Raw genomic sequence first — 25684 nt, 5'->3', positions numbered from 1 at the left:
CTGCCGTCGACGGCCCCTTACTACGGACTGCATACACTGGCCGGCCGAACCACCCTTCGGCCGGTCCCGGCAGGAAGCAGAGACGACAGGTGACAGAAGCGATCCTCCTGGTCGGGGGCAAAGGCACCCGACTGCGCCCGCTCACGGTGAACACCCCCAAGCCGATGGTTCCGGCGGCCGGGGTCCCGTTCCTCACCCACCAGCTGGCGCGGGCGAGAGCGGCGGGCGTCGAGCACATCGTCCTGGCGACCTCCTACCTGGCCGAGGTCTTCGAGCCGTACTTCGGCGACGGTTCCGCGCTGGGCCTCCACATCGAGTACGTCACCGAGGAGGAGCCCCTCGGGACGGGCGGCGCGATCCGCAACGTGGCCGCGCGCCTGCACTCCGGCCCCGACGAGCCGGTCCTGATCTTCAACGGCGACATCCTGACGGGCCTGGACATCAGGGCCCTGGTGGCGACCCACGAGACGACCGGCGCGGACGTCTGCCTCCACCTCACCCGCGTCGAGGACCCGCGGGCGTACGGTCTGGTCCCCACGGACGCCACAGGCCGCGTGACCGCCTTCCTGGAGAAGCCCCAGACCCCCGAGGAAATCGTCACCGACCAGATCAACGCCGGGGCGTACGTCTTCCGCCGCTCGGTCATCGACACGATCCCCGCCGGCCGCCCGGTCTCGGTGGAACGCGAGACCTTCCCCGACCTCCTGGCCACCGGAGCCCACCTCCAGGGCATGGTCGACTCGACCTACTGGCTCGACCTGGGCACCCCCCAGGCCTTCGTACGCGGCTCCGCGGACCTCGTCCTGGGCCGCGCGCCCTCCCCGGCGGTCCCGGGCCGCTGCGGGGACCGTCTCGTCCTGCCCACGGCCAGGGTCGCCCCCGACGCCAAGCTGACCGGCGGCACGGTCGTCGGCGACGGCGCACACATCGGCGAGGGCGCCCGCATCACGGGCAGCACGATCCTGTCCGGCGCGGTCGTCGAACCCGGCGCCGTCATCACCGACTCCCTCATCGGCGCCCGCGCCCACATCGGCGAACGCACCGTCCTCTCCGGGGCGGTCATCGGCGACGGCGCGGTGGTCGGCCCCGACAACGAACTCCGCGAGGGCGTAAGAGTCTGGTGTGACGCCAAGATCCCAGCGGGGGCGCTCCGCTTCTCGTCGGACCAGTAGACCGCCCAGACCGGCTGCGAGTGGGTGTGTTCGGCTGCGGGTGCGTGGGGGCTGGTCGCGCAGTTCCCCGCGCCCCTAGAAGCCTTGGGCCGACCGGCGTTCCGGGGCGGGGCGGGAGGTCGTGGCTCTCTTGCCCCGGCCCGCATCTTCAGCCCGTCCGGCGTTTGAGGACGAGGCCGTTCAGGCCGTGCGGGGGTCCAGGGGGCGCAGCGCCCCTGGCGGGGGTCTGGGGGCGGAGCCCCTGGGGATGGGACGGGTAGGGGCGGCGGGGGCGAGAGACTTCCGGCCCGCACCCGGGACGACTACAGCCGCCCGATGTCCCCCCGCGGCATCCGCGGAACCCGCCGCGCAGGCGCCCGCCCCGACAACAGAATCAACCGAGCCGCCCGATGCCGCTGCCCGGCATACGGCTCCAGCAGCGCAAGCATCACGGAGTCGTCCGCATCCCGATCCCCCGCCAGCGCATACCCCACGATCCCCGGCAGATGAAGATCCCCCACGGTCACCGAATCCGCCGCACCATGACTCCGCTGCACGGTCTCCGCCGAGGTCCACGGCCCGATCCCGGACACCAACTCCAGCCGAGCCTGCGCAGCCCCCGGCTCCATCCCCACCGCCTCCTCGAGCCGCCCCGCCACCCGAACGGCCCGCAGAATCGTCGACGCCCGCTTGTTGTCGACCCCGGCCCGATGCCACTCCCAGGAGGGAATCAGCGCCCACGTCCGCGGCGCCGGCATGACGGCCATCCGCTCCGGCGCGGGCCCCGGCGCAGGCTCCCCGAACTTCCGTACGAGCAACCGCCACGCCCGATACGCCTCGTCCGCCGTGACCTTCTGCTCCAGAACGGACGGAATGAGCGACTCCAGCACCAGCCCGGTACGCGTCAGCCGCAACCCCGGCCGCCGATGCCGCGTGACGGCGACCAGCCGATGACGAGGCTCGAAGGCGTCGGGATCGTCGGCCGCGCCGAGCATCTCGGGGAGCTGTTCGAGCAGCCATTCGCTCCCCGGCCCCCACGCCTCGCCCCGCACCACCCCGTCCCGCGCCGAGACCCGCAGCGTCCCGGCCCCGGCGGGCGTCCGGCTGGTCCGCCACACGGCCCCGTCCGGCGTCGCACGGAAGGTCGGATCGCCGGGTCCACGGCGCAGCGGCCCGAGCACGAGCCCGAGATCGACCGGCCAGGGCGGCGTCCAGGTGCGTGTACGCCCAGGTGTGACCGCCTGTCGAGGCACCCCGCCGGAGGCATCCGCGGGCACGGCGACATGCCCGCCGCGCACCGTCGTACGCGTCGGCCGAGGAGCGAAACGTCCAGCCACGAAAAGGTCCTAGGAAGCTCGGGGTGCCCTACGAGAGTAGGCGTTCACCCTCCCCGAACACCCGACTCTCGACGCACACCACTCTCACCGCACCTCGACGAACGCCCCGGCATCCCGCTCGGGCCGAGCCCGCGGCTCCTCCGCCGCGTGTCCGACCGCCACGGCCCCCATCGGATCCCACCCCTCCGGCAGCTCCAGCACGTCCCGTACGACATCCCGGCAGAACATCGTCGACGACACCCACGCGGACCCGAGCCGCTCCCCGGCGAGCGCGACGAGGAAGTTCTGCACCCCCGCGCCGACGGCGACCACGAACATCTCCCGCTCGGCCCCGTCCCGCCGCGGATCGCCGTACGTGTGCGACCCGTCCATGACGAGACACGGCACCACGAGGTACGGAGCGTTGCGCAGCACATCACCGCGCCGCACCCGCTTGGCGATCGACTCCTCGCTCTTCCCGTCCCGCCGCAGATCCGCGATCCACGCGTCCCGCATGGCGTCGAGCAGCAGCGTGCGCGACTCCTCGGACTCCAGGAGCACGAACCGCCAGGGAGTGGTGTGATGCGGCGCGGGAGCGGTGACCGCCGCGGCCACGGCCCGCCGCACGGCGCCCGGATCCACCGGCTCGTCGGTGAAGGCCCGTACGGTACGCCGCTGGGTCACGGCCTCCCGTACGGCCTCCGACGTGCCGAGCCGGAACATGTCGTCGCGCGCGCCCCGCACCATCGCCCGCGTCCCCTCCCCGTCGTCCTCGGCCACCACGTGGGGCAGCCCGCGCACGACGGCGACGGGCAGCCCGGAGGCCTTGCCCTTGACCAGGTCACCGGCGGCGGCGAGCTCGTCGGCGGTGGCGACGACGGTGGCGCTCAGCGGATTGCCGTGCGCGTCGGTGCCGCCGCGCAGGTCGTCCAGCACCCGTACGCCCGCGGCGCCGATGGCGACATCGGTGAGCCCGGTGCGCCAAGGCCGCCCGAACGTGTCGGTGATCACGACGCCGATGTCGACCCCGAGGGTGTCGCGCAGCTCGTCCCGGATGGCCCGCGCGGACGCGTCGGGGTCCTCGGGCAGCAACAGGACGGTGCCGGCCGGGGTGTTGGAGGCGTCGACCCCGGCGGCGGCCATCACGAGCCCCTGCCGGTTCTCGACGATCCGCAGGGCCCCGCGGCGCGCCACGACCCGTACGGTCTCGGCGTCGATGGCGGCCTCCCGGTCGGCGGCCTCGACCAGGCGCCCCTCGGCCTTGGAGACGATCTTCGAGGTGACGAGGAGAACGTCCCCGTCGACCAGCCCGGGCTCGGCGACGGCGATCAACTTGCCGAGGTCGTCACCCTGTCGGACCTCGGGGAGCCCGGGCAGTGCCCAGACCCGGTAACCGGGAGGGGCGACGGAGGCGTCCGCCTCCCGGTCGCCCGCGCGCCCTTGCCCGGGACCGTGTTCGGGAACGTCTTCAGGACCTTGTTCCGGAGAAGCAGGAGCTTGTTCCGGCGAAGCCGGAGAGAGTCGTCCGCTCATGACTCCCGCACCTCCTCCGCCAGCGTCAGCGCCTCGCGTGCCATCTGCGCCGCGGTGTCCAGGTCGGACATCATCAGCGGCACGGCCCGGCACCGGATCCCGGCCGCCTCGACCCGCTCCACCGCGGACGCGTCCACCGTGTCGACGAGCCAGCCGTCGAGGAGCCCCGAGCCGTAGTGCTCGGCGACCGCCGTGGCCGTGGACTCGACGCCGACCGCCGCCAGCACCTTGTCGGCCATGCCCCGCACCGGCGCGTCGCTGATGATGGGGGAGAGGCCCACGACGGGCACGCCCGCGTCGGCGATGGCCTCCCGGATGCCGGGCACGGCGAGGATCGTGCCGATGGACACGACCGGGTTGGACGGCGGGAAGAGGATGACGTCCGCCTCCGCGAGGGCTTCCAGGACACCCGGTGCGGGCTTGGCCTGCTCGGCGCCGACCGGCACCACGGCCTCGGCCGGCACGGATGCCCGCAGCCGCACCCAGTACTCCTGGAAGTGGATCACCTTGCGCTGCCCGTCGATCTCGACGGCGACATGGGTCTCCACGCGGTCGTCGGACATGGGAATCAGCCGGACGCCCGGTTTCCAGCGGTCGCACAGGGCTTCCGTGACCGCGCTGAGCGGATAGCCCGCGCTCAGCATCTGCGTCCGCACGATGTGCGTCGCGAAGTCGCGGTCGCCGAGCCCGAACCACTCGGGCCCGACCCCGTAGGCCGCGAGCTCCTCCTTGAGGTGGAAGGTCTCGTCGGTCCGGCCCCAGCCCTGTTCCTCGTTGATGCCGCCGCCGAGCGTGTACATCACCGTGTCGAGGTCCGGGCAGACCTTCAGGCCGAAGAGATGGATGTCGTCGCCGGTGTTGCCGATGACCGTGATGTCCGCGTCCGGCACGGCCCGCTGGAGACCACGCAGGAACCGGGCACCACCGATACCGCCTGCCAGAACCACAATGCGCATGGGGTTCAGTCTGGCAGGCGGGTACGACAACGCGTGAGGCGGTTACGAGACCGCGGGCGCCCTCAGGCCGTGACGACGGCGGGGGCGCACTGGGCCGAATGCATCGGCATCTCGGTAAGACCCGGGTAGTAAACGTGCAGGCTCACGGCCGGTTCCAGGGAGTCGTTCACGACCTCGTGGATGTACCCCGGCGCGAACACCCGCTGGGATCCTGCCCCCAACGCGCGGGTGTCGCGCTCCGTGCGCTCGGTCAACGCGCCCTCCAGGACGGTGAGTACGCCGGAGGAGCGCCCGTGGTCGTGGAGTCCGCTGCCCTGTCCGGGCACCCAGGACAGCAGCCACACCTCGTAGCCGGGGCCGGTGCGCAGCCGGTGGTACCAGCGGGAGGTCGCGTCGTACTGGACGAGGTGCTCCCACTGGGAGCGGTCGGCGGCGATGGAGCGGGCCAGGCCGACGAACTCGGACACGGTTGAGGGGTGCTCGCGCGGCGGCTGGAGCAGGTGCGGTACTTCGAGGATGTCGCCGGCGATCTGGAGGTCGCTGTCGCTGTTCATGGGTGCGGTGGTTCCTCGGCGGAGAGCTGGGGTGTCGCGGGGCCGTTTCCGTCCGGGTCGCGGACGGGGAGGGTGCCCTGGTACGGGCGATCGTCCCGGAAGCGGGGCGGGGATTCGCCTCAGTGGCGGCGAGGCAGCCGGAGCGCGGTACGGCTCAACAGCTGGGACAGCAACAACAGCTACAGCGAGCGCGGGCAGCACCGTGGGACCCGGCGGTGCGGGTCGAGGTGAGCGCCAAGTTCGCGAGCATGCCCATAAGGACATCGGTTCACACCTCGACTGTCAACTTCATGTCCGCTATGTGGGAAATGTTTCACCTCATCCGGTTCATCTGTGTGGCGAAAGGTTTGCTCTGGGGCCACCCCGGACACATGGCGCACAACCGGGCGCACAAACCTCGATGCGATCCCGTGATCCAAATGTGATCAGGTTCGCTTCGGAGTCCGCGTCGGAACGAGATCGAACTTCTGGGCGTCCTTCCCAGTGGCGGGTCGGAAGTCCGGGCGGGCCCTTTGAGGCTGTCAGGGTTTATGCCGATTTGAACACTTTCCGCATAGCCTTGGTTCCGCAGAGTGAATAAGGGGCCCAATAGCAGATCTCGGCTTGACTGGCCCGGATCGGCACACTTGTAATTTCACTCGTGTCGTTCAGCCGAAATCGGTAACGGCAGCATCACGGGGACGCGAAAGACAGACGAGGGGCGCACATGACCGAGCTGGTGCAGCAACTGCTGGTCGACGACGCGGACGAGGAACTCGGCTGGCAGGAGCGCGCGCTGTGCGCCCAGACCGACCCCGAGTCCTTCTTCCCCGAGAAGGGCGGCTCCACCCGCGAGGCCAAGAAGGTCTGTCTCGCCTGTGAGGTCCGCTCCGAGTGCCTGGAGTACGCGCTCGCCAACGACGAGCGGTTCGGCATCTGGGGCGGTCTGTCCGAGCGCGAGCGCCGAAGGCTGAAGAAGGCCGCCGTCTGACCGCACGGCGCGCACCCCTCGTACCGATACCGGCAGGTAAGAACGGCCCGTCGCAGGTGGGTTATCCACAGGCGGCGGGCCGCTGTGTTGCCCAGCCGTTAGTGTGGGCCCTCGTCCGAGACGTCCCGCTGTCCTCGCCGGACACAGACGTCCACCGCAGTCCATCGAACCGGGGCCCGTACCTCGATGTCCGTGCACAGCCATTCGGCAGTCCCACACGACGCCGCCACACCTGAGTTTCCGCGCCACGTGGTGACCGCGGTCCTCGTCTCCCACGACGGCGCCCGCTGGCTGCCCGAAGCGCTCGCCGGGCTGCTCGGCCAGGAGCGCCCGGTGCAGAACGCCGTGGCGGCCGACACCGGCAGCGCGGACGACTCCGCCCAGCTGCTGACCGACGCACTCGGCGCCGACCGCGTGCTGCACCTCGCCCGGCGCACCGGCTTCGGCCAGGCCGTCGAGGAGGCCACCCGCGGCGCCGGCGTGCTCACCCCGGACGACCTGCCCTACCTGAAGCGCCCCAGCGGCTGGGACCCGGTCACCCGGACCTGGCGCGACGACGCCTACGACATGCCGGATCTCCCGCACGGCGAGCCCGAGCAGTGGCTCTGGCTGCTGCACGACGACAGCGCCCCCGAGCCCGACGCCCTGGCCCAGATGCTCCGGGTCGTGGAGAACGAGCAGGAGTTCGGCAGGGACGTCGCCGTGGTCGGCCCCAAGCTGCGTGGCTGGTACGACCGGCGAGCGCTCCTGGAGGTCGGCGTCACCATCGCCAACTCCGGCCGCCGCTGGACGGGCCTGGACCGCCGCGAGCAGGACCAGGGCCAGCACGACCACGTCCACCCCGTGCTCGCCGTGTCCACCGCCGGCATGCTGATCCGCCGCGACGTCTACGAGGAACTCGGCGGCTTCGACCGCCGACTACCCCTGATGCGTGACGACGTCGACCTGTGCTGGCGCGCCCAGGCCGCCGGACACCGCGTCCTGGTCGCCCCCGAAGCGGTCGTCCGGCACGCCGAGGCCGCCTCCCGCGAGCGCCGCACCGTCGACTGCGTGGGCCGCACCGCCGCCTCCCCGCACAAGGTCGACAAGGCGGGTGCCGTCTACACCCTCCTCGTCAACGCTCGTACGGCACAGCTCCCCTGGATCCTGATCCGGCTCGTCCTCGGCACCCTGCTGCGCACCGTCGCCTACCTCGTGGGCAAGGTCCCCGGACAGGCCGTCGACGAGATCCGCGGCCTGCTGGGAATCCTGCTGCGCCCCGAGCGGATCCTCGCGGGCCGCCGCAGACGCGGTCGCCCCCAGGTCGACAAGGGCGAACTGCGCCCGCTGTTCCCGCCGCCCGGCGCAACCGTCCGGGCCACGGTCGAGCAGGTCGCGGGCAACTTCATGGGCAGCGACGACCCCGACGCCACCACCGGCGCCGGACGGCACGGCGGCGCCGTCGAGTCCGGACCCGGCGGCGACGACGCCGACTTCCTGCAGATCGAGCAGTTCGCCCGGCTCAAGCGCATCGCCCGCAACCCCGGCCCGATGCTCTTCCTGGTGCTGCTGTTCGTCTCCCTCCTGGCCTGCCGCGGCCTGCTCGGCAGCGGGTCGCTCGCGGGCGGCGCGCTGCTGCCCGCGCCCGCCGACGCCTCCGAGCTCTGGTCGCGCTACGCCGACGGCTGGCACCCGGTGGGCGCAGGCGGCACGGAGACCGCGCCGCCGTACCTCGCGCTCCTCGCCCTGCTGTCCTCCCTGCTCCTCGGCTCCACCGGGCTCGCGGTCACCGTGCTCCTGGTGGCCTCCGTCCCGCTGGCCGGCTTCGCCGCGTACTTCGCCTCGCGCCCCCTCGTCGAGTCGCGCCTGCTGCGCGCCTGGGCGTCCGTGGCGTACGCCTTCCTGCCCGCCGCCGCCGGCGCCCTCGCCGGCGGCCGCATCGGCACCGCCGTCCTCGCGATCCTGCTGCCGCTCATCGCGCGCGCGGGCATCGCCGCCAGCGGGCTGACGCACTCCTCCGGCGCGCGCGGCAGCTGGCGCGCCACCTGGGCGTACGCCCTCCTGCTGACGTTCACCACCGCGTTCACGCCGATCGTGTGGCCCATCGCGCTGGTCCTCGGAATCGCCCTCCTCGTAGTGCGCCGAAGGGAAATCACCGCCTACGGGCCGCGTTTCCTGGCCCAGCTCGGCACCCCGCTGCTGGTCCTCGCCCCCTGGTCGCTGACGCTGCTCCCGTTCGGCTTCTTCAAGGAAGCCGGGATGCCCTACGGCGCGAGCGCGGCCTCCGCGCTCGACCTGCTCGGCGCCAGCCCCGGCGGTCCCGGCACGGTCAGCGGGCTGATGCTCATCGGCATCGTGCTGGCGGCACTGGCCGCCCTGATGCGCAGCGAGCGGCAGCGAGCGGTGTGGGCCGCCTGGGTCGTCGCCCTGGTGGCGCTCGTCTTCGCCGTGCTGTCCAACAAGTCGGCCTGGGCGGGACCCGCCACCCTCGTCTACGGCCTCGCACTGCTCGCCGCCGCCACCATCGGCGCCGACGGGGCACGCGCGCGGGTGGCCGAGCAGAGCTTCGGCTGGCGCCAGCCGGTCGCCGCGCTCATCGCGTTCGCCTCGGCCGCAGGCCCGCTGCTGCTGGCCGCCGGATGGGTCCTCGGCGGCGCCGACGGCCCCGTGGAGCGCCGCGACCCGGTGCAGGTGCCCGCGTTCGTCGCCGAGGAGAGCGGCACCCGCGACCAGGCCCGCACCCTCGTCCTCGACAGCGACTCCGGCGCCCGCGTCGGCTACACCCTGGTCCGCGGCTCCGGCGCCCGCATGGGCGACGGCGAACTCGCGGCCGAGGACGGCGAGAACAAGAAGCTCGACAAGGTCGTCGCCAACCTCGTCGCGGGCTCCGGCGCCGACCAGGCCGACCAGCTCGGCGGCTTCGCCGTGCGCTACGTCCTGGTCCGCAAGGGCGCGCCCCGCGACATGAGCCGTGTCCTGGACGCCACCCCGGGTCTGACCCGGCTCAGCCAGCAGGACGGCAGCGCTCTGTGGCGCCTGGACAGCCAGGTCTCGCGCGCCTCGATCGTCCCCAAGTCCGGCGAGGCCCTGTCCATCGCCGCCGGGCCCGTCGAAGTGCACACCACCATCCCCTCCGGGGGAGAGGGCCGCGTGCTGCGCCTCGCCGACACGGCCGACGCGGGCTGGACGGCGACCCTGGACGGAAAGCCGCTCACCCGCACCACCGTCGACGGCTGGGCGCAGGGCTTCGAACTGCCCGCGAGCGGCGGCAGGCTGGACGTCACCTTCGACGCCCCGATGAGCCACACCGGCTGGCTGTGGGCCCAGGGCGCGCTCGCCGTCGTCCTGGTGGTCCTCGCCCTGCCCGGGCGGCGCCGTGACGTCGACGACGACCTCCCCGACGAGCCGGTCGTCCCCGCCCAGGACGTCACGGGCGAGGGCCGCCGCGCCCGCCGCCTGCGCGCCCAGGCCGAGGCCGAGGCCGAAGCGGAGCAGTCCGACCAGGCCGTCCAGGAAGAGGGCGCCGTTCCTCCTGCGGAGGAGGAGGCCGAGCGGACGCCCGCGTCGGTCCCGCAGCAGCAGGCGTACGACGAGTGGGACTCATCGACCTACGCGGGGGCCGAGTACGACACCTACGGCGGCGAGCAGTACCAGGGCCGGCAGCAGTACCCGGCGGGCACCTACGAGCAGCAGCCGTACCAGGCGGACCCCTACCAGGCGGCCCAGTACGACCCGTACGCCTACGGGGGCACGGCACCGTACGACCCGATGCAGACGTACCAGGGCTACGACGGGACCGGCCAGGGCTACGACGCCGCCTACGACCCGAACACGCCCCCGCAGCCGCCGCACGGCACCGACAGTGAGCGCCCCGACGGGAGCCAGCAGTGAACCGCACCACCCTGTCCCTGATCGCCGGCGCGACCGCGCTCGCCGCCGTCACCGGATTCGCCTCGCTCAACGCGCCGGCCGCCTCCGGCGACAACACCGCCAAGGCGGCCACCCAGCAGCCCGTGGAGCGCACCAGCCTGCTCTGCCCGCAGCCCAGCACCTCCGAGATCGCGGAGACGGCGTACACGTCGTACACGCCCGTCACCCAGGGCGCCGCCGACAGCGGCAAGGCCGAACTGCAGGCCGCGGCCGTGGAGTCGGCGGACTCCGCGGGCGGCAAGAAGACCGGCAAGAAGACCGCGAAGCCCGCCCTGAAGCCGGCGGAGCCCGGCAAGCCGGCCACCGGTGACGGCTCCGGAGCCGAGCCGCCCGCCCTCGTCGGCACCGCCGAGGGCAAGTTCGCGCCCGGCTGGACCGTCCAGGAGACCACCGCGGTCGCCGCGGGCACCGGCCGCGGTCTGCTCGGCACCAACTGCACCGCTCCGGACACCGAGTTCTGGTTCCCGGGCGTCAGTACCGCCACCGGCCGCACCGACTATGTGCACCTGACCAACCCCGACGACTCGGCGGCCGTCGTCGACGTCGAGCTGTACGGCAAGGACGGCACCCTCAAGTCCACGGTGGGCGAGGGCATCACGGTCCAGCCGCACGCCAGCGAGCCGATCCTGCTGAGCACGCTCGCGAGCGGGCAGCAGGCCGACCTCACCGTCCACGTGACCGTCCGCAGCGGCCGGGTCGGCGCCGCCGTCCAGGCCCTGGACGACAAGATCGGCGGTGACTGGCTGGCCGCCTCCACCGACCCGGCGGACAGCCTCGTCATGCCGGGCATCCCCAAGGACGCCACGGCCGTGCGGCTGGTCGCCTTCGCGCCCGGCGACCAGGACGCCGACCTGAAGGTCCGCCTCGCCTCGCCCTCGGGCCTGATCACACCGGCCGGGAACGAGACGCTGCACGTCAAGGCCGGCATGACCGCGGCGGCCGACCTCGGTGACGTCACACGCGGCGAGGCGGGCTCCCTGGTGCTCACCTCCACCGGAACCTCGGCGCCGGTCGTCGCGGCCCTGCAGGTGGTGCGCGGCAAGGGCAGCAAGCAGGAGATGGCGTTCATCCCGGCCACCAGCCCGGTCGGCGCGCGCGCGACGGTCACCGACAACAGCTCCAAGGGCACCACGCTCGCCCTGTCCGCCCCCGGCCAGAGCGCCCAGGTCAAGGTCACCGCGTCCGCCGGCAGCGAAGGCGGTACGGCGGTGACGAAGACGTACACGATCAAGGGCGGTACGACCCAGGACGTCGACGCACCGGTCCCGGCCGGTCTCAAGGGGACGTACGCCCTGACGGTCGAGCCCGTCTCCGGAGGCCCCGTCTACGCCTCCCGGACCCTCGCCTCCACCCAGGAGGGCGTCCCCGGGTTCACGATCCAGGCCCTCCCGGACGACCGCGGGACGGTGGCGGTGCCGGAGGCGGACCAGGATCTGTCGGTGCTGCTGAAGAAGTGATCCCGTACGGGTGATCCACCGGGTCATCGAGGGGGACCCGGTGGCGCCGCGACCGTGCTCCCGGTACTGCTCGGGCGGGCCTCAGTCCTCGCCGTAGCGCGGGTCCACCGTCTCCGGTGTCAGCCCCAGCAGCTCCGCGACCTGCTCCACGACGACCTCGTGCACCAGCGCCGCGCGCTCGTCGCGGCCCTTGGTGCGGATCTCGACCGGGCGACGGTAGACGACCACGCGCGCGGGATGGCCCTCGTGCGCAGGGATCGTGCCCCCCAGGGGCACCGCCTCGTCGCTCCAGCTCTCGCCGGAGCCGTCGAGGCGGGGCACTTCGAGGACCATGAAGTCGATGTCGGCGAGTTGGGGCCAGCGCCGCTCCAGCCGCTCCACGGAGTCCTGCACCAGGTCCGCGAAGACCTCGGCGCGGCTCGCGGCGAGCGGCACCTGGGGCGGCGCGACGGGGCCGCGCATGCCCCTTCCGTGGCGATCACGACGGCGGGGCCCGGGTGCGGCGGCGGTGGGCGGTACGGGGGTGTCCATCACTGACGAAGAGTAGTCCCCACGAGGTCCGCGTGCCCGACCCCCACGCGGCGGCCCGCGGCCCGGGGCAAGAAGCCCGGCGCACGTTCCGGATGTCGCAGGATGACCATTCCAGCCAAGCTTGGGCTCGATTCCGTATGCCTCCAGGACCGTCACTCACATGGCAATTGACGTGGTTTGCACCAAGTGGTGACCGGATTCAGGTCTGTTCGGCATCTCGCCGCGGGCTGTCGCCCCAGGTCAGGACGGGTGGTCCGAAGGCTTGTGTGGGCGGACTCACAGCACGACACGGTGGGGTGACCTGGGGGAGAGTCGTCGCGGCCCGCTCAAGAGTGCGGTACCGTCCAACGTCGTGAGCCCTGTACGTCGCTGTTCGCGAACCGCTTGCGGCCGCCCCGCCGTCGCGACGCTGACGTACGTCTACGCCGACTCGACCGCGGTCCTCGGCCCGCTCGCCACCTACGCCGAACCCCACTGCTACGACCTGTGCGCCGAGCACTCCGAGCGCCTCACCGCGCCGCGCGGCTGGGAGGTCGTCCGGCTCGCCGACGCCTCCGCTCCCTCCCGCCCCAGCGGTGACGATCTGGAAGCGCTCGCCAACGCGGTGCGCGAGGCGGCCAGGCCGCAGCAGCGCGCCGCCGAGGCCGGTGGCGGTGCCCGCTCGGCGGACCCGATGGAGGTCGCGCGCCGCGGCCACCTACGGGTGCTGCGCTCGCCGGACAACTGAGCGTCCGCCCCTTCCGTATCCAGGGTCGCCCCCCGAGCCTCCTCCCCAGGCTTCACCGAGTCGTGCACGCCCATTGACGAGGGCTTGTCGCGGACACGACGATTTCCTCACCCGTGAGAAAACGCTTTCCGCATCGCGGAATCTCCCGTGCGGCGGAATCCGGGGAGGCGCCCGTGTACGTCCAGGAACTGGAACCCGTGGCCGACTCGCTCGGCCTCTCCGCCCTCGTGGCGACCCTGCCCCTCGTGATCGTCCTCGTCCTGCTCGGCGGCGTCCGCATGAAGGCGCACCGGGCCGGGCTCGTCGGCCTCCTGTCCGCCTCACTGGTCGCCTGGCTCGCTTACGGCATGCCGGTCGGCCAGACGCTCTCCAGCGCCGCCCAGGGGGCCGTTTTCGGCCTCTTCCCCATCCTGTGGATCGTCGTCAACGCCCTGTGGGTGTACCGGATGACCGTCCGCACCCGGCACTTCGACGTCCTGCGCCGCTCCTTCGGGCGACTGTCCGACGACCCGCGCATCCAGGCACTCGTCGTCGCCTTCTGCTTCGGCGCGCTCCTGGAAGCCCTCGCGGGCTTCGGCGCGCCCGTCGCGATCTGCTCGGTGATGCTGGTCGCGCTCGGCTTCGACCCGGTGCGCGCGGCCGTGGTGGCGCTCGTCGCCAACACCGCGCCGGTCGCCTTCGGAGCGATGGGCACACCGGTCGTCACACTCGCCCAAGTCACCGGCCTGCCACTGGATTCCGTCGCCTCCGTAGTGGGCCGTCAGACCCCGCTGCTGGCCCTCGTCGTGCCCCTTGTGCTCGTCGGACTGGTCGACGGCCGGCGCGGGCTGCGGGAGACCTGGGTGCCCGCCCTGGTGTGCGGAGTCGCCTTCGCCGCCGCCCAGTTCGCCGCCTCGAACTACGTCTCCGCGCAACTCGCCGACATCGGCGCGTCCTTGGCGGGCGCCGCCGCCCTGGTCGCCGTACCGCACGCGCGCAGGCCCGCCGCCGAGCCCGTACGAGCGGCGGTCCTGACCGGCGTACGCAGCGAGGACCTGGACCAGGAGGACCCGCGCCCCGAGGTCGTGCGCGCGTACGCCCCGTACGCGCTGATCGTCGTCATCTTCTCGATCGCGCAGATCCCGGCGGTCAAGGACTGGCTGGCGCATGCGACCCGTACGTACGACTGGCCCTTCCTGGACGTCGTCACCCCGGAGGGCAAGCCGGTCGGGGGCAATGTCCTCACGCTCCCGCTCGTGTCGACCGGCGGCACCCTCGTCCTGCTCGCCGGACTGTGCACGGCCGTCGTACTCGGGGTGCACGCGCGCGTGGCGGTCGAGGAATGGGCGGCGACGGTGCGTGAGTTGAGATTCGCGATCCTGACCGTGACGTCCGTGCTGGCCCTCGCCTACGTCATGAACCTCTCCGGACAGGCGGCCACGATCGGGCACTTCGTGGCGGCGGCCGGAGCGGGGCTCGCCTTCTTGTCACCCGTTCTGGGCTGGTTCGGCGTGGCGGTGTCCGGCTCCGACACCTCGGCGAACGCCCTTTTCGGTGCCCTCCAGGTCAGCGCGGCCCATGAGTCGGGGCTGTCTCCCGAACTGCTCGCCGCCGCCAACAGTTCGGGCGGAGTGCTCGGCAAGATGATCTCGCCGCAGAACCTGACCATCGCGTGCGCGGCGGTCGGGCTCGCGGGCCGTGAGGGCGACCTGCTGCGCAAAGTGCTTCCGTGGAGCGCCGGATTGCTGTTGATCATGTGTCTGATCGTGCTGGGCCAGAGCTCACCGGTCCTCGACTGGATGCTGCCCTGACGGCCGGATCCGACCCCGTGCGTTACCCCCGGGTGACGGTTGGGGCTCCCAGATGACGGGCGAGCGTCCGATCGGCCCCTTCACGGCGGGCTGTCAGCCGGTACGGGTAGTTTGGGGCGACCGAAGTGGACTTCTGGAAGGTTGGCCGTGACTGCTGATCTGTCGCAGCTCGTGAAGGCGTACGACGTACGTGGGGTGGTCCCGGACCAGTGGGACGAGTCGATGGCCGAGCTGTTCGGGGCGGCCTTCGTCCAGGTGACCGGAGCGGACGCCATCGTGATCGGTCACGACATGCGGCCCTCGTCGCCCGGCCTGTCGCGCGCCTTCGCACGCGGGGCGGCGGCACGCGGTGTCGACGTGACCGAAATCGGCCTGTGCTCCACCGACCAGCTGTACTACGCGTCCGGTGCGTTCGACCTGCCGGGCGCCATGTTCACGGCCTCGCACAACCCCGCCCAGTACAACGGCATCAAGATGTGCCGCGCGGGCGCCGCCCCGGTCGGCCAGGACACCGGCCTGGCCGAGATCCGCGAACTCGTCGAGTCCTGGCTCGACTCGGGCCTCCCGGCCTCCGACGCGACACCGGGAACGATCACGCAGCGTGACACGTTGGAGGACTACTCGGCGTACCTCCGCTCGCTCGTCGACCTGACCGACATCCGCCCCCTGAAGGTCGTGGTCGACGCGGGCAACGGCATGGGCGGGCACACGGTGCCGACCGTCTTCGCGGGCCTCCCCCTCGACCTCGTACCCATGTACTTCGAACTGGACGGCACGTTCCCGAACCACGAGGCGAACCCGCTGGACCCGGCGAACATCGTGGACCTCCAGCAGCGCGTGCGCGAGGAGAGCGCCGACATCGGCATCGCGTTCGACGGCGACGCGGACCGCTGCTTCGTCGTCGACGAGAACGGCGACCCGGTCTCCCCGTCCGCGATCACCGCCCTGGTCGCCGCCCGCGAACTCGGCAAGCACGGCGGCGGCACGGTCATCCACAACCTCATCACCTCCTGGTCGGTGCCCGAGGTCGTCCGCGAGCACGGCGGCACCCCGGTCCGCACCCGCGTCGGCCACTCCTTCATCAAGGCCGAGATGGCCCGCTCCGGCGCGATCTTCGGCGGCGAGCACTCCGCGCACTACTACTTCCGCGACTTCTGGAACGCGGACACGGGCATGCTGGCCGCCCTGCACGTTCTCGCCGCCCTCGGCGGCCAGGACGGCCCGCTCTCCCAGCTCGTCGCCGAGTACGACCGCTACGTCGGCTCCGGGGAGATCAACTCCACGGTCGACGACCAGGCGGCCCGCCTCGCCGCGATCAAGGCCGCGTACGAGGGCCGCGAGGGCGTCACCATCGACGAGCTCGACGGTCTGACCGTCACCCTGGGCGACTCGTGGTTCAACGTCCGCCCCTCCAACACCGAGCCCCTCCTCCGCCTGAACGCCGAGGCGAAGGACGAGCCGACGATGGCGAAGGTACGAGACGAGATCCTGGAAATCATCAGGGGCTGACCCCCTCCTGGGGGTGCCGGTTCCGCCCGGCGGTTGTTCGGCTGCGGGTGGGCGGGGGCTGGCCGCGCAGTTCCCCGCGCCCCTGAAAGCCTCGGTCCGCACGGCGTTGCGAGGCCGGGGCCGGAGCGGGGGCCGGGTCCGAAAACCAGACCCCACCCATCCCGGGCCCACCCCCTCAGCCTGTCCGGCGTTCGAGGACGAGGTCGGGGCCGATGCCCCATCCACCCCCGGTCCACCCACCCATCCCGGGCCCGCATCACTCAGCCCGTCCGGCGTTTGAGGACGAGCCCTTCGGGCGATGCGGGGGTCCGGGGGCGGAGCCCCTGGCGGGGTTGAAGGGGCGGAGCCCCTGGGGATGATGGGGGTCCCCCCTGCTCGAGCGAAGCCGAGAGCTTGGGGGAGGGTAGGGGCGGCGGGGGCGAAATCACCACGTCCACACACCCCGGCACCCCACCCCCCACAGCGGTACGCTGACCAGGCCGCATCCACCCCGTTCGAAAGGACACCCCATGCCGCTCGAAGCCGGCCTCCTGGAGATCCTCGCCTGCCCGGCCTGCCACGCCCCGCTCAAGGAGCAGGAGAGCGAGTTGCTCTGCACGGGCCAGGACTGCGGCCTCGCCTACCCCGTCCGGGACGGCATCCCCGTACTCCTCGTCGACGAGGCCCGCCGCCCCGGGTAAACACCCCCACCGGCGACACCCACCACACAGGCGAATCAGGCGACAGAGGCAACACACCGGCGATCGGGAGGCTGCCGACCCATGCTCGACGAATCGCTGCTCGACGACCCAGAGGCGCTCGCCCGCGCCGACCGTCGCGAGCTGCTCCGGGGCGCCGCGGAGGCCGGCGCCCGTGTGCGTACCGCAGTCCGGCACGCCGCGGAAGCCGGAATCGCGGAACTGAAGCCGGACGGCCGCCCACGCGCCGTCCTGATCGCCGGCCCCGGCCTGGCCGCCACCGGCGTCGCCGAACTGCTCGGCACCCTCGCCGGAGCCAGCTGCCCCATCATCCGGCTCACCCCCACCGGCGTCGCCCCCGCGTCCGGCGCCCTCCGCTGGGAACTGCCCGGCTGGGCAGGCCCGGTGGACCTCCTGCTGATCGCCACCCCCGACGGCAGCGAACCAGGCCTCGAACTCCTCGTCGAGCAGGCATACCGGCGCGGCTGCTCCGTCGTAGCGGTGGCCCCCGCCGGCACCCCGATCGTCGAGGAGGTGCAGGGCACGCACGGCCTGTTCGTACCGATGGCGACCGCCCCGTACGAGCCGACCGAACCCCTCGCGGCCTCCGCCCCCGGCGTCCTGTGGGCCCTGCTCACCCCGTTGCTCGTGCTGCTGGACCGCACCGGCCTGGTCTCCGCCCCGCCCGAGGCGCTGGAGAAGGTCGCCGACCGCCTGGACCGCGTCGCCGAACGCTGCGGCCCGGCCATCGCGCCCTACAGCAACCCGGCCAAGACGCTCGCCGCCGAGCTCGCCGAAGCACTCCCGGTGATCTGGACGGAGGGCACCTCCGCCGGCCCCGCGGGCCGCCGCTTCACCGCCGCGCTCGCGGAACTGGCCGGCCGCCCCGCCCTCACCGCGGAACTCCCCGAGGCGCTCGCCGCCCACAGCGTGCTGCTCTCGGGCGCACTCGCCGCCGGCGCCGACCCCGACGACTTCTTCCGCGACCGAGTCGAGGAACAGCAGGTCCTCCACGCGCGCGTGGTGCTCCTGCGTGACCGCCCGGCCGGCGGCCTCACCGCCGCCCCGGCCGCCCGCGAGCTCGCCCTCAGCCACGACACCGCTCTCAGCGAGCTCGAGCCGGAGGAGGGCGCCGAACTGGAGACCCTCGCGGAACTGATCGCCGTCACGGATTTCGCCGCCGTTTACCTGGCGCTCGCTTCAGGGGCCTGATCTTGTAGCCAGGCATCCCGGGTCGGCCGAGGCCGCCCCGGGACTCTTGACCAGCGCAGCGCACGTACGGAGAGAACGACACACATGGACCGCCTCGAAAACACCGTCCGCCCCTACGCCTGGGGCTCGACCACCGCCATCCCGCGGCTGCTCGGCGTCGAGCCGACCGGTGAACCGCAGGCGGAGATGTGGATGGGCGCCCACCCGGGCGCGCCCTCCCGCACGGCGCGCGGTCCCCTCGACGAGGTCATCGGCGAGGACCCCGAGAAGGAACTCGGCCGCGCGGCCGTCGCCAAGTTCGGCCCCCGCCTGCCGTTCCTGCTCAAGATCCTCGCCGCGGGCGCGCCCCTCTCCCTCCAGGTGCACCCCAACCTCGAACAGGCGAAGGAGGGCTACGAGGACGAGGAGCTCCGCGGCGTCCCGATATCCGCCTCGCACCGCAACTACAAGGACGCCAACCACAAGCCCGAACTGATCTGCGCCCTCACCGAGTTCGACGGCCTGTGCGGCTTCCGCAGCCCCGACGAGACCGCCGAACTGCTCGCCGGCCTGGACGTCGACTCCCTCAAGCCGTACGTCGACCTCCTGCACGCCCACCCGGAGGACGCGGCGCTGCGCGAGGTCCTGACGGCGGTGCTGAGCGCGGACCCCGACGACATGGCCCGCACGGTCACCGAGGCCGCGGCCGCCTGCGCCCGTCTCGGCGGCGCCTACGCCCCCTACGCCGACCTCGCCCACCACTACCCGGGCGACCCCGGCGTGATCGCCGCGATGCTCCTCAACTACGTCCAGCTCCAGCCCGGCGAGGCCCTGTTCCTCGGCGCCGGCGTCCCGCACGCCTACCTGAACGGTCTCGGCGTCGAAATCATGGCCAACAGCGACAACGTCCTGCGCTGCGGCCTGACCCCCAAGCACGTCGACGTCCCCGAACTCCTGCGCGTCGTCCGCTTCGAGGCGAGCGACCCCGGCGTCCTGCGCCCGGAGGCGTCCCCCGACGGCGAGGAGGTCTACGCGACCCCCATCGACGAGTTCCGTCTCTCCCGGTACGCCCTCGCGGAGGGCGCCGCCCCGCACGACCTCACCCGCGACACCCCGCAGATCCTGCTCTGCACGTCGGGTTCCGTACACGCCGACGGCAACACCCTCGCCCCCGGCGAGTCGGTCTTCGTACCGGCGGGAGAAAAGGCGGAGGTGTCCGGGTCCGGCACGATCTTCCGTGCGACAGTGGTGGCCTGACGAGGCGACTGTGGCGGCCAGACGTACCGCCGTCGGACCGGGCTGCAACAATGGCCCACCGCAAAGGGCGGGCAAAGCCCGGACCGGCGTACGAGCGTACGAACGGGGCCCGGACGGCGTACGAAGGGACAGCAGGAGCACATGAGCGCTTCAGGCGGCACCAGGGCGATCGTGGCGGCACTCGGCGCCAATCTCGCGATCGCGGCATCGAAGTTCGTGGCGTTCGCCTTCAGCGGCTCGTCCTCGATGCTCGCCGAGGGCGTCCACTCGCTCGCCGACTCCGGCAACCAGGCCCTGCTCCTGATCGGTGGCAAGAAGGCCCAGCGCGAGGCGACCCCCCAGCACCCCTTCGGCTACGGCCGCGAGCGCTACATCTACGCCTTCCTCGTCTCGATCGTCCTCTTCTCGGTCGGCGGCATGTTCGCCGTCTACGAGGGCTACGAGAAGATCAAGCACCCGCACGAGATCGAGCACTGGTACTGGCCGGTGGGCGTCCTGGTGTTCGCGATCATCGCCGAGGGCTTCTCCTTCCGTACGGCCATCAAGGAGTCCAACGAACTGCGGGGCACGCACTCCTGGTCGCAGTTCATCCGCCGCGCCAAGGCCCCCGAGCTGCCGGTCGTCCTCCTGGAGGACTTCGGCGCGCTCATCGGTCTGGTCCTCGCCCTCGGCGGTGTCGGCCTCGCCCTGCTCACGGGCGACGGCGTCTGGGACGGCATCGGCACACTCTGCATCGGTATCCTGCTCATCCTGATCGCGCTGGTCCTCGCCGCCGAGACCAAGTCCCTCCTGCTGGGCGAGGCCGCGGGCGTCGAAGAGGTCAAGAAGATCGAGGCCTCGATCGTCGACGGCCACACGGTCACCGGCATCATCCACATGCGCACGCTCCACCTCGGCCCGGAGGAGCTCCTCGTCGCCGCGAAGATCGCCGTCCAGCACGACGACACGGCCACCGAGGTCGCCACCGCGATCAACGCCGCCGAGTCCCGCATCCGCGCCGCCGTCCCGATCGCCCGCGTGATCTACCTGGAACCGGACATCTACAGCGAGGCGCAGGCCGCAAAGGGCCCGAACCCCGAAGCGACCCCCGGGGGCCCCGCCCAGACGCCGTCCGAGCACTGACCCACCCGGCACCGCCCCCGGCACTCACCCGCCCGAAGACCAGCCGCACACCTCGGCCACAACGACCGTTGGCCGGAGCCGGACTGGGGCGGCCCGGGGCGACCGGTGTAGCTTGGTGGCTGAGCCAGACGTCGCTGCTGATGGCGGTCGGGCGGTCCCACCGCGGACCGGCCGAGGGAGAGAGGGCCTCCGACGGACTGCGCTGCGCGCACCAGGCACTCCTGTGCCCTGCTGCGGGGCACGTCCGTGCCCTGCTCGGGCATGTGTATGCCCCGCGCCGCGCAGACAGCCGTATCCACCTCGCCCCAATCCAGACCCCGAGGAGCAGCTCGTCATGACGACTGTCGACAACCGACAGGACTTCAAGGTCGCCGACCTCTCCCTGGCCGAGTTCGGCCGCAAGGAGATCACCCTCGCCGAGCACGAGATGCCCGGCCTGATGTCGATCCGCAAGGAGTACGCCGCCACGCAGCCCCTCGCGGGCGCCCGCGTCACCGGCTCCCTGCACATGACGGTGCAGACCGCCGTCCTCATCGAGACCCTCGTCGCCCTCGGCGCCGAGGTCCGCTGGGCCTCCTGCAACATCTTCTCCACCCAGGACCACGCCGCCGCCGCCATCGCGGTCGGCCCGAACGGCACGCCCGACAACCCGCAGGGCGTCCCGGTCTTCGCCTGGAAGGGCGAGACCCTGGAGGAGTACTGGTGGTGCACGGAGCAGGCTCTGACCTGGCCGAACACCCCCACCGGCGGCCCGAACATGATCCTGGACGACGGCGGTGACGCCACTCTCCTCGTCCACAAGGGCGTCGAGTACGAGAAGGACGGCAAGGTCCCGTCCGTCGACACCGCCGAGTCCGAGGAGCACCGCTTCGTCCTCGAACTCCTGCACCGCACCATCACCGACGGCTCGCAGAAGTGGACTCAGCTCGCCTCGGAGATCCGCGGCGTGACCGAGGAGACCACGACCGGTGTCCACCGTCTCTACGAGATGCACCGCGACGGCACCCTCCTGTTCCCGGCGATCAACGTGAACGACGCCGTCACCAAGTCGAAGTTCGACAACAAGTACGGCTGCCGCCACTCTCTGATCGACGGCATCAACCGCGCCACCGACGTCCTCATCGGCGGCAAGACCGCGGTCGTCCTCGGCTACGGCGACGTGGGCAAGGGCTGCGCTGAGTCCCTGCGCGGCCAGGGCGCCCGGGTGATCATCACCGAGATCGACCCGATCTGCGCCCTGCAGGCGGCGATGGACGGTTACCAGGTCACGACCCTGGACGAGGTCGTCGACAAGGGCGACATCTTCGTCACCACGACCGGCAACAAGGACATCATCATGGCCTCGGACATGGCCAAGATGAAGCACCAGGCGATCGTCGGCAATATCGGTCACTTCGACAACGAGATCGACATGGCCGGCCTCGCGAAGATCCCGGGCATCGTCAAGGACGAGGTCAAGCCGCAGGTTCACACCTGGAAGTTCCCCGACGGCAAGGTGATCATCGTCCTGTCCGAGGGCCGCCTGCTGAACCTGGGCAACGCCACCGGCCACCCCTCGTTCGTGATGTCCAACTCGTTCGCGGACCAGACCCTGGCCCAGATCGAGCTGTTCACCAAGCCCGACGAGTACCCGACCGACGTCTACGTGCTGCCCAAGCACCTCGACGAGAAGGTCGCCCGCCTCCACCTCGACGCCCTCGGCGTCAAGCTCACCACGCTCCGCCCGGAGCAGGCCGCGTACATCGGCGTAGAGGTCGAGGGCCCGTACAAGTCGGACCACTACCGCTACTGAGCACCCCGCCGAGCAGCGGTACCACCGCTCGGCGTACGGATGTCAGCAGGCCCTCGCCCCCGTGGCGGGGGCCTGTCCCCGATGAGGACCTGAACGCCCATGCCCCGCGGTCGTTATTCGCTCCATGATCCGCACGATCACACCCCCCTCGCCGAAGAACACTTCCACTGCGCGCCCGGCCCCTCCGGCTGGCGCTACGTCTCGCAACTGACCACCCCCTCCGGCGACCATGCCGGCTCGGTCGACCTCGCCCTCGACGAGCTCGGCCGCCCCATCCGTCTCGAACTGCACGCCGCGAGCTGGCAGGTCCGTGGCGCCGCCCTCGACGGCGTGACCTGGGTCCGCACCGACCCCACCGGCACCGAGGCCACCGAAGGCAATGTCCGAGCCCACGCCTTCACCGGCACATCCCCCGCCTTCCTCGTCGCCACCGCCCGTCTGCTGCGCCTCACCCCCGATGCCTCCGCCACCCGCGTACGCCTCGTCGCCTTCACCGACCCGGTCCTCGCCCCGCGCACCGTCGACCAGTCCTGGGCCTTGATCTCGAGAGAAACACACGCCACTGACAACGGCCCCCTGACCGTGGACGAATACCAGGTCACAGCCCTGGACACGGGGGAGCAGCACGCCGTACACCTCGCGGGAGACGTGGTCCTGGCGGCGCCCGGCGTGGAGCTCGAGCACCTCGAATCCCCGCCGTCGGTCTTCGCCTGACGACGCCGGGACACGGTTCGGAGCGGGTTCAGGCGGGCGGCGCGAACCCGGTCGACGGGCGTTCGACCGGCTCGTCCCGCGGTGCCGCAGGCGGCGCCTGCTGCACCGACGCTGCCGGGCCCTCCGAGGCCGGGGACGCCGTGGGATAGGGGTCCCGCGCCGAAGCGGGCGAGGAGACACCCGCCTGCGGATAGGCCTGCGGATAGGAGTGAGCGCCTGGCTGCCCCAGGACAGGGCCGCCGCCCGTGCCGGGCATCCCGGCGACGAACCCGCCCGGGTGGCCGGGCACCGCCGGAGCGCTCCCGCCGCCGAAGGCCCGCCGGGCGTCCCGCGCCTGCCGTTCCTGCACCACGGCCGCCAGATAGGCGGCCGCCGGCACTCCCTGCGGCGCCGGAGCCCCCGTACGGGCGGCCAGATCGGACGCGAGCCGCTCCGCCATCGCCCCGCCGACCTGAGGGTCCAGCTGCCGCATCCGCGTCAGATACTGACGAATGGCCAGCCACAGGCCGTCCGGCACGGCCGACAGATCGAGTCCGGAGAACCGCCCCGCAAGCCAGGGCGGCGGCGGAGGCACGAAGGCCGTATGTCCGACGGGAATCCGTTCCCGCACGACGAGGGTCCCCGCGAACACGTCACCGAGCCGCCGCCCCCGAGCCGACACGAGCGAGGCGATGCACGCGATGATCCCGAACGTCATCAGAATCTCGACCACACCGATCGCACCACGCACCAAGGCGTGCCGGAACCGGATCGGCCCCCCGTCGTCCCGCACCACCCGCAGCCCGAAGGCCAGCTTCCCCAGCGAGCGGCCGTGACTGAGTGTCTCCACCGCGATCGGGCCGCCCACCAGCAGCAGAACGAAGCTCGCGATCGACACCGCGATCCGCGCCGCGTCGTCCAAGGCCGCCGTCGCGGCCAGCAGGCCGATGGTGACGATCAGATAGGCGGTCATGGACACGGCCAGATCGAGCAGCACGGCCAGCGCCCGGCTCGGCAGTTTCGCGGGGCGCAGCTCCAGCGCCACCGCCTCGCCCGTCACTAGCTCACTCACACTTGCCGTCCTTCCCCTGACCTGCCCTGAGAACGGTCAGTCTGCCAAGCTGAGGGCGCATCGCGCCGCAGTACGACAAGCTGACACGCAGTACGAGAGGACGAGGAGCAGCAGAACCGATGGACGTCGACGTCTTCGTGTCCGCCCACCGCGCCGAGTGGGACCGTCTCGACGTCCTGCTGCGCCGCCAACGCCGGCTCACCGGAGCCGAGGCCGACGAACTCGTCGCCTTGTATCAACGTACGGCCACGCACCTCTCCCTGATCCAGTCCAGCGCGCCGGATCCGCAGCTCACCGGTCGTCTGAGCCAACTGGTGGCACGCGCGCGTGGTGCCGTGACAGGCAACCGCCGCGCCTCCTGGCGCGATGTCACCCGCTTCCTCACGCAGGGTTTCCCGGCGGCGGTATACCGCTCGCGCCACTGGTGGGTCCCCACGGCGCTCCTGTCGACCCTGGTCGGCGTCGTCCTGGGGTGGTGGATAGGCACGCACCCCGAGGTCCAGTCCTCGATCGCGGCCCCCAGCCAGCTGCGCCAGCTCACACGCCCCGGCGGCGAGTACGAGACCTACTACTCGAGCCACCCGGCCGCGTCCTTCGCGGCCCAGGTCTGGACGAACAACGCCCAGGCCGCCGCGATGTGCCTGGTCCTGGGCATCTTCCTGGGGCTACCGGTTCTCTGGATCCTCTTCCAGAACATGCTCAACCTCGGCGTGGGCATAGGCCTGATGTCGTCGGCGGGCCGCCTCGACACCTTCCTGGGCCTGATCCTTCCGCACGGCCTCCTGGAACTGACCGCCGTCTTCGTGGCCGCGGGCACCGGTCTGCGACTGGGATGGACCCTGATAGACCCGGGCCCTCGCTCGCGCCGTACGGCACTCGCCGAAGAGGGCCGCGCCGCTCTCGGCATGGCGATCGGCCTGGCGCTGATCCTCTTCGTCTCGGGCGCCATCGAAGGCTTCGTCACCCCGTCCGGTCTCCCCACCTGGGCCCGTATCGGCATAGGAATCGCCGCTGAACTGGCCTTCCTCGCGTACGTCTACGTCCTGGGCGGTCGCGCGGTGCGGGCCGGCGACACCGGTGACGTCGACGAGTCCGAGCGCAGCGCGACTCTTCCGACGGCCGCCTGATGTGCGTTCACCTCCGTTGACCTGCTAGTCTCCTCTTCGCCTCACAGGAACCATTGACACGGAGCCGGTGGGGAGGTAGATTCGAACAGTTGCCTAGAGCTGGACAAGTCCAGACGGTGGCAGTTAGGATCTGCGAGCTTCTTGTGAATGCGATTCCCGAGAAGCACCTCCCGATTATTCAGGACTGAGTGGCCGGTAAGGCCGCTCAAAAGCTTCTGATAAAGTCGGACTCGCCGAAAGAGAGCCGGAAGGCAATCGAATAGGCAAAGGCCCTCCAACGGCCACCGGAAATGAATTCCAACCGGAAACGGAACGGAAAACGGATCTGGTAAGGTTGGAAACGCAAGAAC

At 71.7% G+C, this 25684-nt stretch carries 20 protein-coding genes; 14 read left to right on the top strand and 6 right to left on the bottom strand.

The window, feature by feature from the left end:
* The first annotated feature begins 89 nt into the window (after nucleotides 1-89).
* On the top strand, nucleotides 90-1172 hold the full coding sequence (gene manB, locus AQJ27_RS31755) for a mannose-1-phosphate guanylyltransferase (protein ID WP_067376043.1): 1083 nt from the start codon (nucleotides 90-92) through the stop codon (nucleotides 1170-1172).
* A gap of 302 nt (nucleotides 1173-1474) precedes the next feature.
* Here the strand turns inward: manB and AQJ27_RS31750 are convergent, their stop codons facing one another.
* The 4 genes from AQJ27_RS31750 to AQJ27_RS31735 form a co-directional block, all read right to left on the bottom strand.
* Entirely contained in the window at nucleotides 1475-2488 is a 1014-nt protein-coding gene (locus AQJ27_RS31750; RefSeq protein ID WP_067376041.1) for a DNA-3-methyladenine glycosylase family protein, read from the bottom strand.
* An 84-nt stretch (nucleotides 2489-2572) separates the two neighbouring features.
* Nucleotides 2573-4000 carry a coenzyme F420-0:L-glutamate ligase gene (locus AQJ27_RS31745; protein ID WP_079065403.1) on the bottom strand — a complete coding sequence of 476 codons (1428 nt, stop codon included), beginning with the start codon at nucleotides 3998-4000 and terminating at the stop codon, nucleotides 2573-2575.
* Entirely contained in the window at nucleotides 3997-4956 is a 960-nt protein-coding gene (gene cofD, locus AQJ27_RS31740; RefSeq protein WP_067376040.1) for a 2-phospho-L-lactate transferase, read from the bottom strand. The genes AQJ27_RS31745 and cofD overlap by 4 nt, the downstream gene beginning before the upstream one ends.
* A 62-nt stretch (nucleotides 4957-5018) precedes the next feature.
* Nucleotides 5019-5510, bottom strand: a complete 492-nt coding sequence (locus tag AQJ27_RS31735; protein WP_067376039.1) for a cysteine dioxygenase — start codon at nucleotides 5508-5510, stop codon at nucleotides 5019-5021.
* 706 nt (nucleotides 5511-6216) lie between these two features.
* Here AQJ27_RS31735 and AQJ27_RS31725 point away from each other — a divergent pair.
* The 3 genes from AQJ27_RS31725 (at nucleotide 6217) to AQJ27_RS31715 (ending at nucleotide 11846) form a co-directional block, all read left to right on the top strand.
* On the top strand, nucleotides 6217-6480 hold the full coding sequence (locus AQJ27_RS31725; RefSeq protein WP_003975777.1) for a WhiB family transcriptional regulator: 264 nt from the start codon (nucleotides 6217-6219) through the stop codon (nucleotides 6478-6480).
* A 186-nt stretch (nucleotides 6481-6666) separates the two neighbouring features.
* Complete coding sequence (locus AQJ27_RS31720) at nucleotides 6667-10350, top strand: glycosyltransferase (RefSeq protein ID WP_079065402.1); 3684 nt, start codon at nucleotides 6667-6669, stop codon at nucleotides 10348-10350.
* Nucleotides 10347-11846 (top strand): DUF5719 family protein, encoded by a 1500-nt coding sequence (locus AQJ27_RS31715; RefSeq protein ID WP_067376036.1) that lies wholly within the window; start codon nucleotides 10347-10349, stop codon nucleotides 11844-11846. Before AQJ27_RS31720 ends, AQJ27_RS31715 begins: the two co-directional genes overlap by 4 nt.
* A gap of 81 nt (nucleotides 11847-11927) precedes the next feature.
* Here the strand turns inward: AQJ27_RS31715 and AQJ27_RS31710 are convergent, their stop codons facing one another.
* Complete coding sequence (locus AQJ27_RS31710) at nucleotides 11928-12377, bottom strand: metallopeptidase family protein (RefSeq protein ID WP_079065401.1); 450 nt, start codon at nucleotides 12375-12377, stop codon at nucleotides 11928-11930.
* Nucleotides 12378-12729: 352 nt separating this feature from the next.
* Here AQJ27_RS31710 and AQJ27_RS31705 point away from each other — a divergent pair, with 352 nt between their 5' ends.
* The 9 genes from AQJ27_RS31705 to AQJ27_RS31670 all read left to right on the top strand — a co-directional run bounded on the left by AQJ27_RS31705 (nucleotide 12730) and on the right by AQJ27_RS31670 (nucleotide 23156).
* Nucleotides 12730-13104 (top strand): DUF3499 domain-containing protein, encoded by a 375-nt coding sequence (locus AQJ27_RS31705; protein ID WP_054229213.1) that lies wholly within the window; start codon nucleotides 12730-12732, stop codon nucleotides 13102-13104.
* 173 nt (nucleotides 13105-13277) lie between these two features.
* Nucleotides 13278-14894 carry an L-lactate permease gene (locus AQJ27_RS31700; RefSeq protein WP_067376034.1) on the top strand — a complete coding sequence of 539 codons (1617 nt, stop codon included), beginning with the start codon at nucleotides 13278-13280 and terminating at the stop codon, nucleotides 14892-14894.
* Between the two features lie 147 nt (nucleotides 14895-15041).
* Nucleotides 15042-16403 (top strand): phosphomannomutase/phosphoglucomutase, encoded by a 1362-nt coding sequence (locus AQJ27_RS31695; protein ID WP_067376032.1) that lies wholly within the window; start codon nucleotides 15042-15044, stop codon nucleotides 16401-16403.
* 509 nt (nucleotides 16404-16912) lie between these two features.
* Complete coding sequence (locus tag AQJ27_RS52720) at nucleotides 16913-17083, top strand: Trm112 family protein (protein ID WP_075027380.1); 171 nt, start codon at nucleotides 16913-16915, stop codon at nucleotides 17081-17083.
* An 81-nt stretch (nucleotides 17084-17164) separates the two neighbouring features.
* Nucleotides 17165-18292, top strand: coding sequence for an SIS domain-containing protein (locus AQJ27_RS31690; protein WP_067376030.1), 1128 nt, complete (start codon nucleotides 17165-17167; stop codon nucleotides 18290-18292).
* Between the two features lie 84 nt (nucleotides 18293-18376).
* The gene (manA, locus tag AQJ27_RS31685; RefSeq protein WP_067376029.1) at nucleotides 18377-19528 is read left to right on the top strand and encodes a mannose-6-phosphate isomerase, class I; all 1152 of its coding nucleotides are present in this window, start codon (nucleotides 18377-18379) and stop codon (nucleotides 19526-19528) included.
* A 141-nt stretch (nucleotides 19529-19669) separates the two neighbouring features.
* Complete coding sequence (locus AQJ27_RS31680) at nucleotides 19670-20650, top strand: cation diffusion facilitator family transporter (RefSeq protein ID WP_067376027.1); 981 nt, start codon at nucleotides 19670-19672, stop codon at nucleotides 20648-20650.
* A gap of 334 nt (nucleotides 20651-20984) precedes the next feature.
* Entirely contained in the window at nucleotides 20985-22442 is a 1458-nt protein-coding gene (gene ahcY / locus AQJ27_RS31675) for an adenosylhomocysteinase (protein ID WP_054230216.1), read from the top strand.
* 99 nt (nucleotides 22443-22541) lie between these two features.
* Nucleotides 22542-23156: a hypothetical protein gene (locus tag AQJ27_RS31670; RefSeq protein WP_067376024.1), complete on the top strand. Its 615-nt coding sequence runs from the start codon at nucleotides 22542-22544 to the stop codon at nucleotides 23154-23156.
* A 28-nt stretch (nucleotides 23157-23184) separates the two neighbouring features.
* Here the strand turns inward: AQJ27_RS31670 and AQJ27_RS31665 are convergent, their stop codons facing one another.
* On the bottom strand, nucleotides 23185-24207 hold the full coding sequence (locus AQJ27_RS31665) for an RDD family protein (protein ID WP_067376022.1): 1023 nt from the start codon (nucleotides 24205-24207) through the stop codon (nucleotides 23185-23187).
* Nucleotides 24208-24326: 119 nt separating this feature from the next.
* Here AQJ27_RS31665 and AQJ27_RS31660 point away from each other — a divergent pair, with 119 nt between their 5' ends.
* Nucleotides 24327-25334, top strand: a complete 1008-nt coding sequence (locus AQJ27_RS31660; protein ID WP_067376020.1) for a stage II sporulation protein M — start codon at nucleotides 24327-24329, stop codon at nucleotides 25332-25334.
* The last annotated feature ends 350 nt before the right edge of the window (nucleotides 25335-25684 follow it).

Source organism: Streptomyces olivochromogenes, assembly GCF_001514115.1.
GTDB classification, from domain to species: Bacteria; Actinomycetota; Actinomycetes; order Streptomycetales; family Streptomycetaceae; genus Streptomyces; species Streptomyces olivochromogenes.
The sequence above is the reverse complement of the archived record's forward strand: the minus strand, read 5'-3'. Positions and strand labels throughout refer to the sequence as shown.

What these genes read in the sequence shown, in the direction of transcription:
- AQJ27_RS31680 (WP_067376027.1), top strand. Translation starts at nt 19,670, where the DNA reads ATGAGCGCTTCAGGCGGCACCAGGGCGATCGTGGCGGCACTCGGCGCC.
- AQJ27_RS31745 (WP_079065403.1), bottom strand. Translation starts at nt 4,000, where the DNA reads ATGAGCGGACGACTCTCTCCGGCTTCGCCGGAACAAGCTCCTGCTTCT.
- AQJ27_RS31670 (WP_067376024.1), top strand. Translation starts at nt 22,542, where the DNA reads ATGCCCCGCGGTCGTTATTCGCTCCATGATCCGCACGATCACACCCCC.
- AQJ27_RS31660 (WP_067376020.1), top strand. Translation starts at nt 24,327, where the DNA reads ATGGACGTCGACGTCTTCGTGTCCGCCCACCGCGCCGAGTGGGACCGT.
- AQJ27_RS31710 (WP_079065401.1), bottom strand. Translation starts at nt 12,377, where the DNA reads ATGGACACCCCCGTACCGCCCACCGCCGCCGCACCCGGGCCCCGCCGT.
- ahcY (WP_054230216.1), top strand. Translation starts at nt 20,985, where the DNA reads ATGACGACTGTCGACAACCGACAGGACTTCAAGGTCGCCGACCTCTCC.
- AQJ27_RS31720 (WP_079065402.1), top strand. Translation starts at nt 6,667, where the DNA reads ATGTCCGTGCACAGCCATTCGGCAGTCCCACACGACGCCGCCACACCT.
- AQJ27_RS52720 (WP_075027380.1), top strand. Translation starts at nt 16,913, where the DNA reads ATGCCGCTCGAAGCCGGCCTCCTGGAGATCCTCGCCTGCCCGGCCTGC.
- AQJ27_RS31725 (WP_003975777.1), top strand. Translation starts at nt 6,217, where the DNA reads ATGACCGAGCTGGTGCAGCAACTGCTGGTCGACGACGCGGACGAGGAA.
- AQJ27_RS31690 (WP_067376030.1), top strand. Translation starts at nt 17,165, where the DNA reads ATGCTCGACGAATCGCTGCTCGACGACCCAGAGGCGCTCGCCCGCGCC.
- cofD (WP_067376040.1), bottom strand. Translation starts at nt 4,956, where the DNA reads ATGCGCATTGTGGTTCTGGCAGGCGGTATCGGTGGTGCCCGGTTCCTG.
- AQJ27_RS31735 (WP_067376039.1), bottom strand. Translation starts at nt 5,510, where the DNA reads ATGAACAGCGACAGCGACCTCCAGATCGCCGGCGACATCCTCGAAGTA.
- manA (WP_067376029.1), top strand. Translation starts at nt 18,377, where the DNA reads ATGGACCGCCTCGAAAACACCGTCCGCCCCTACGCCTGGGGCTCGACC.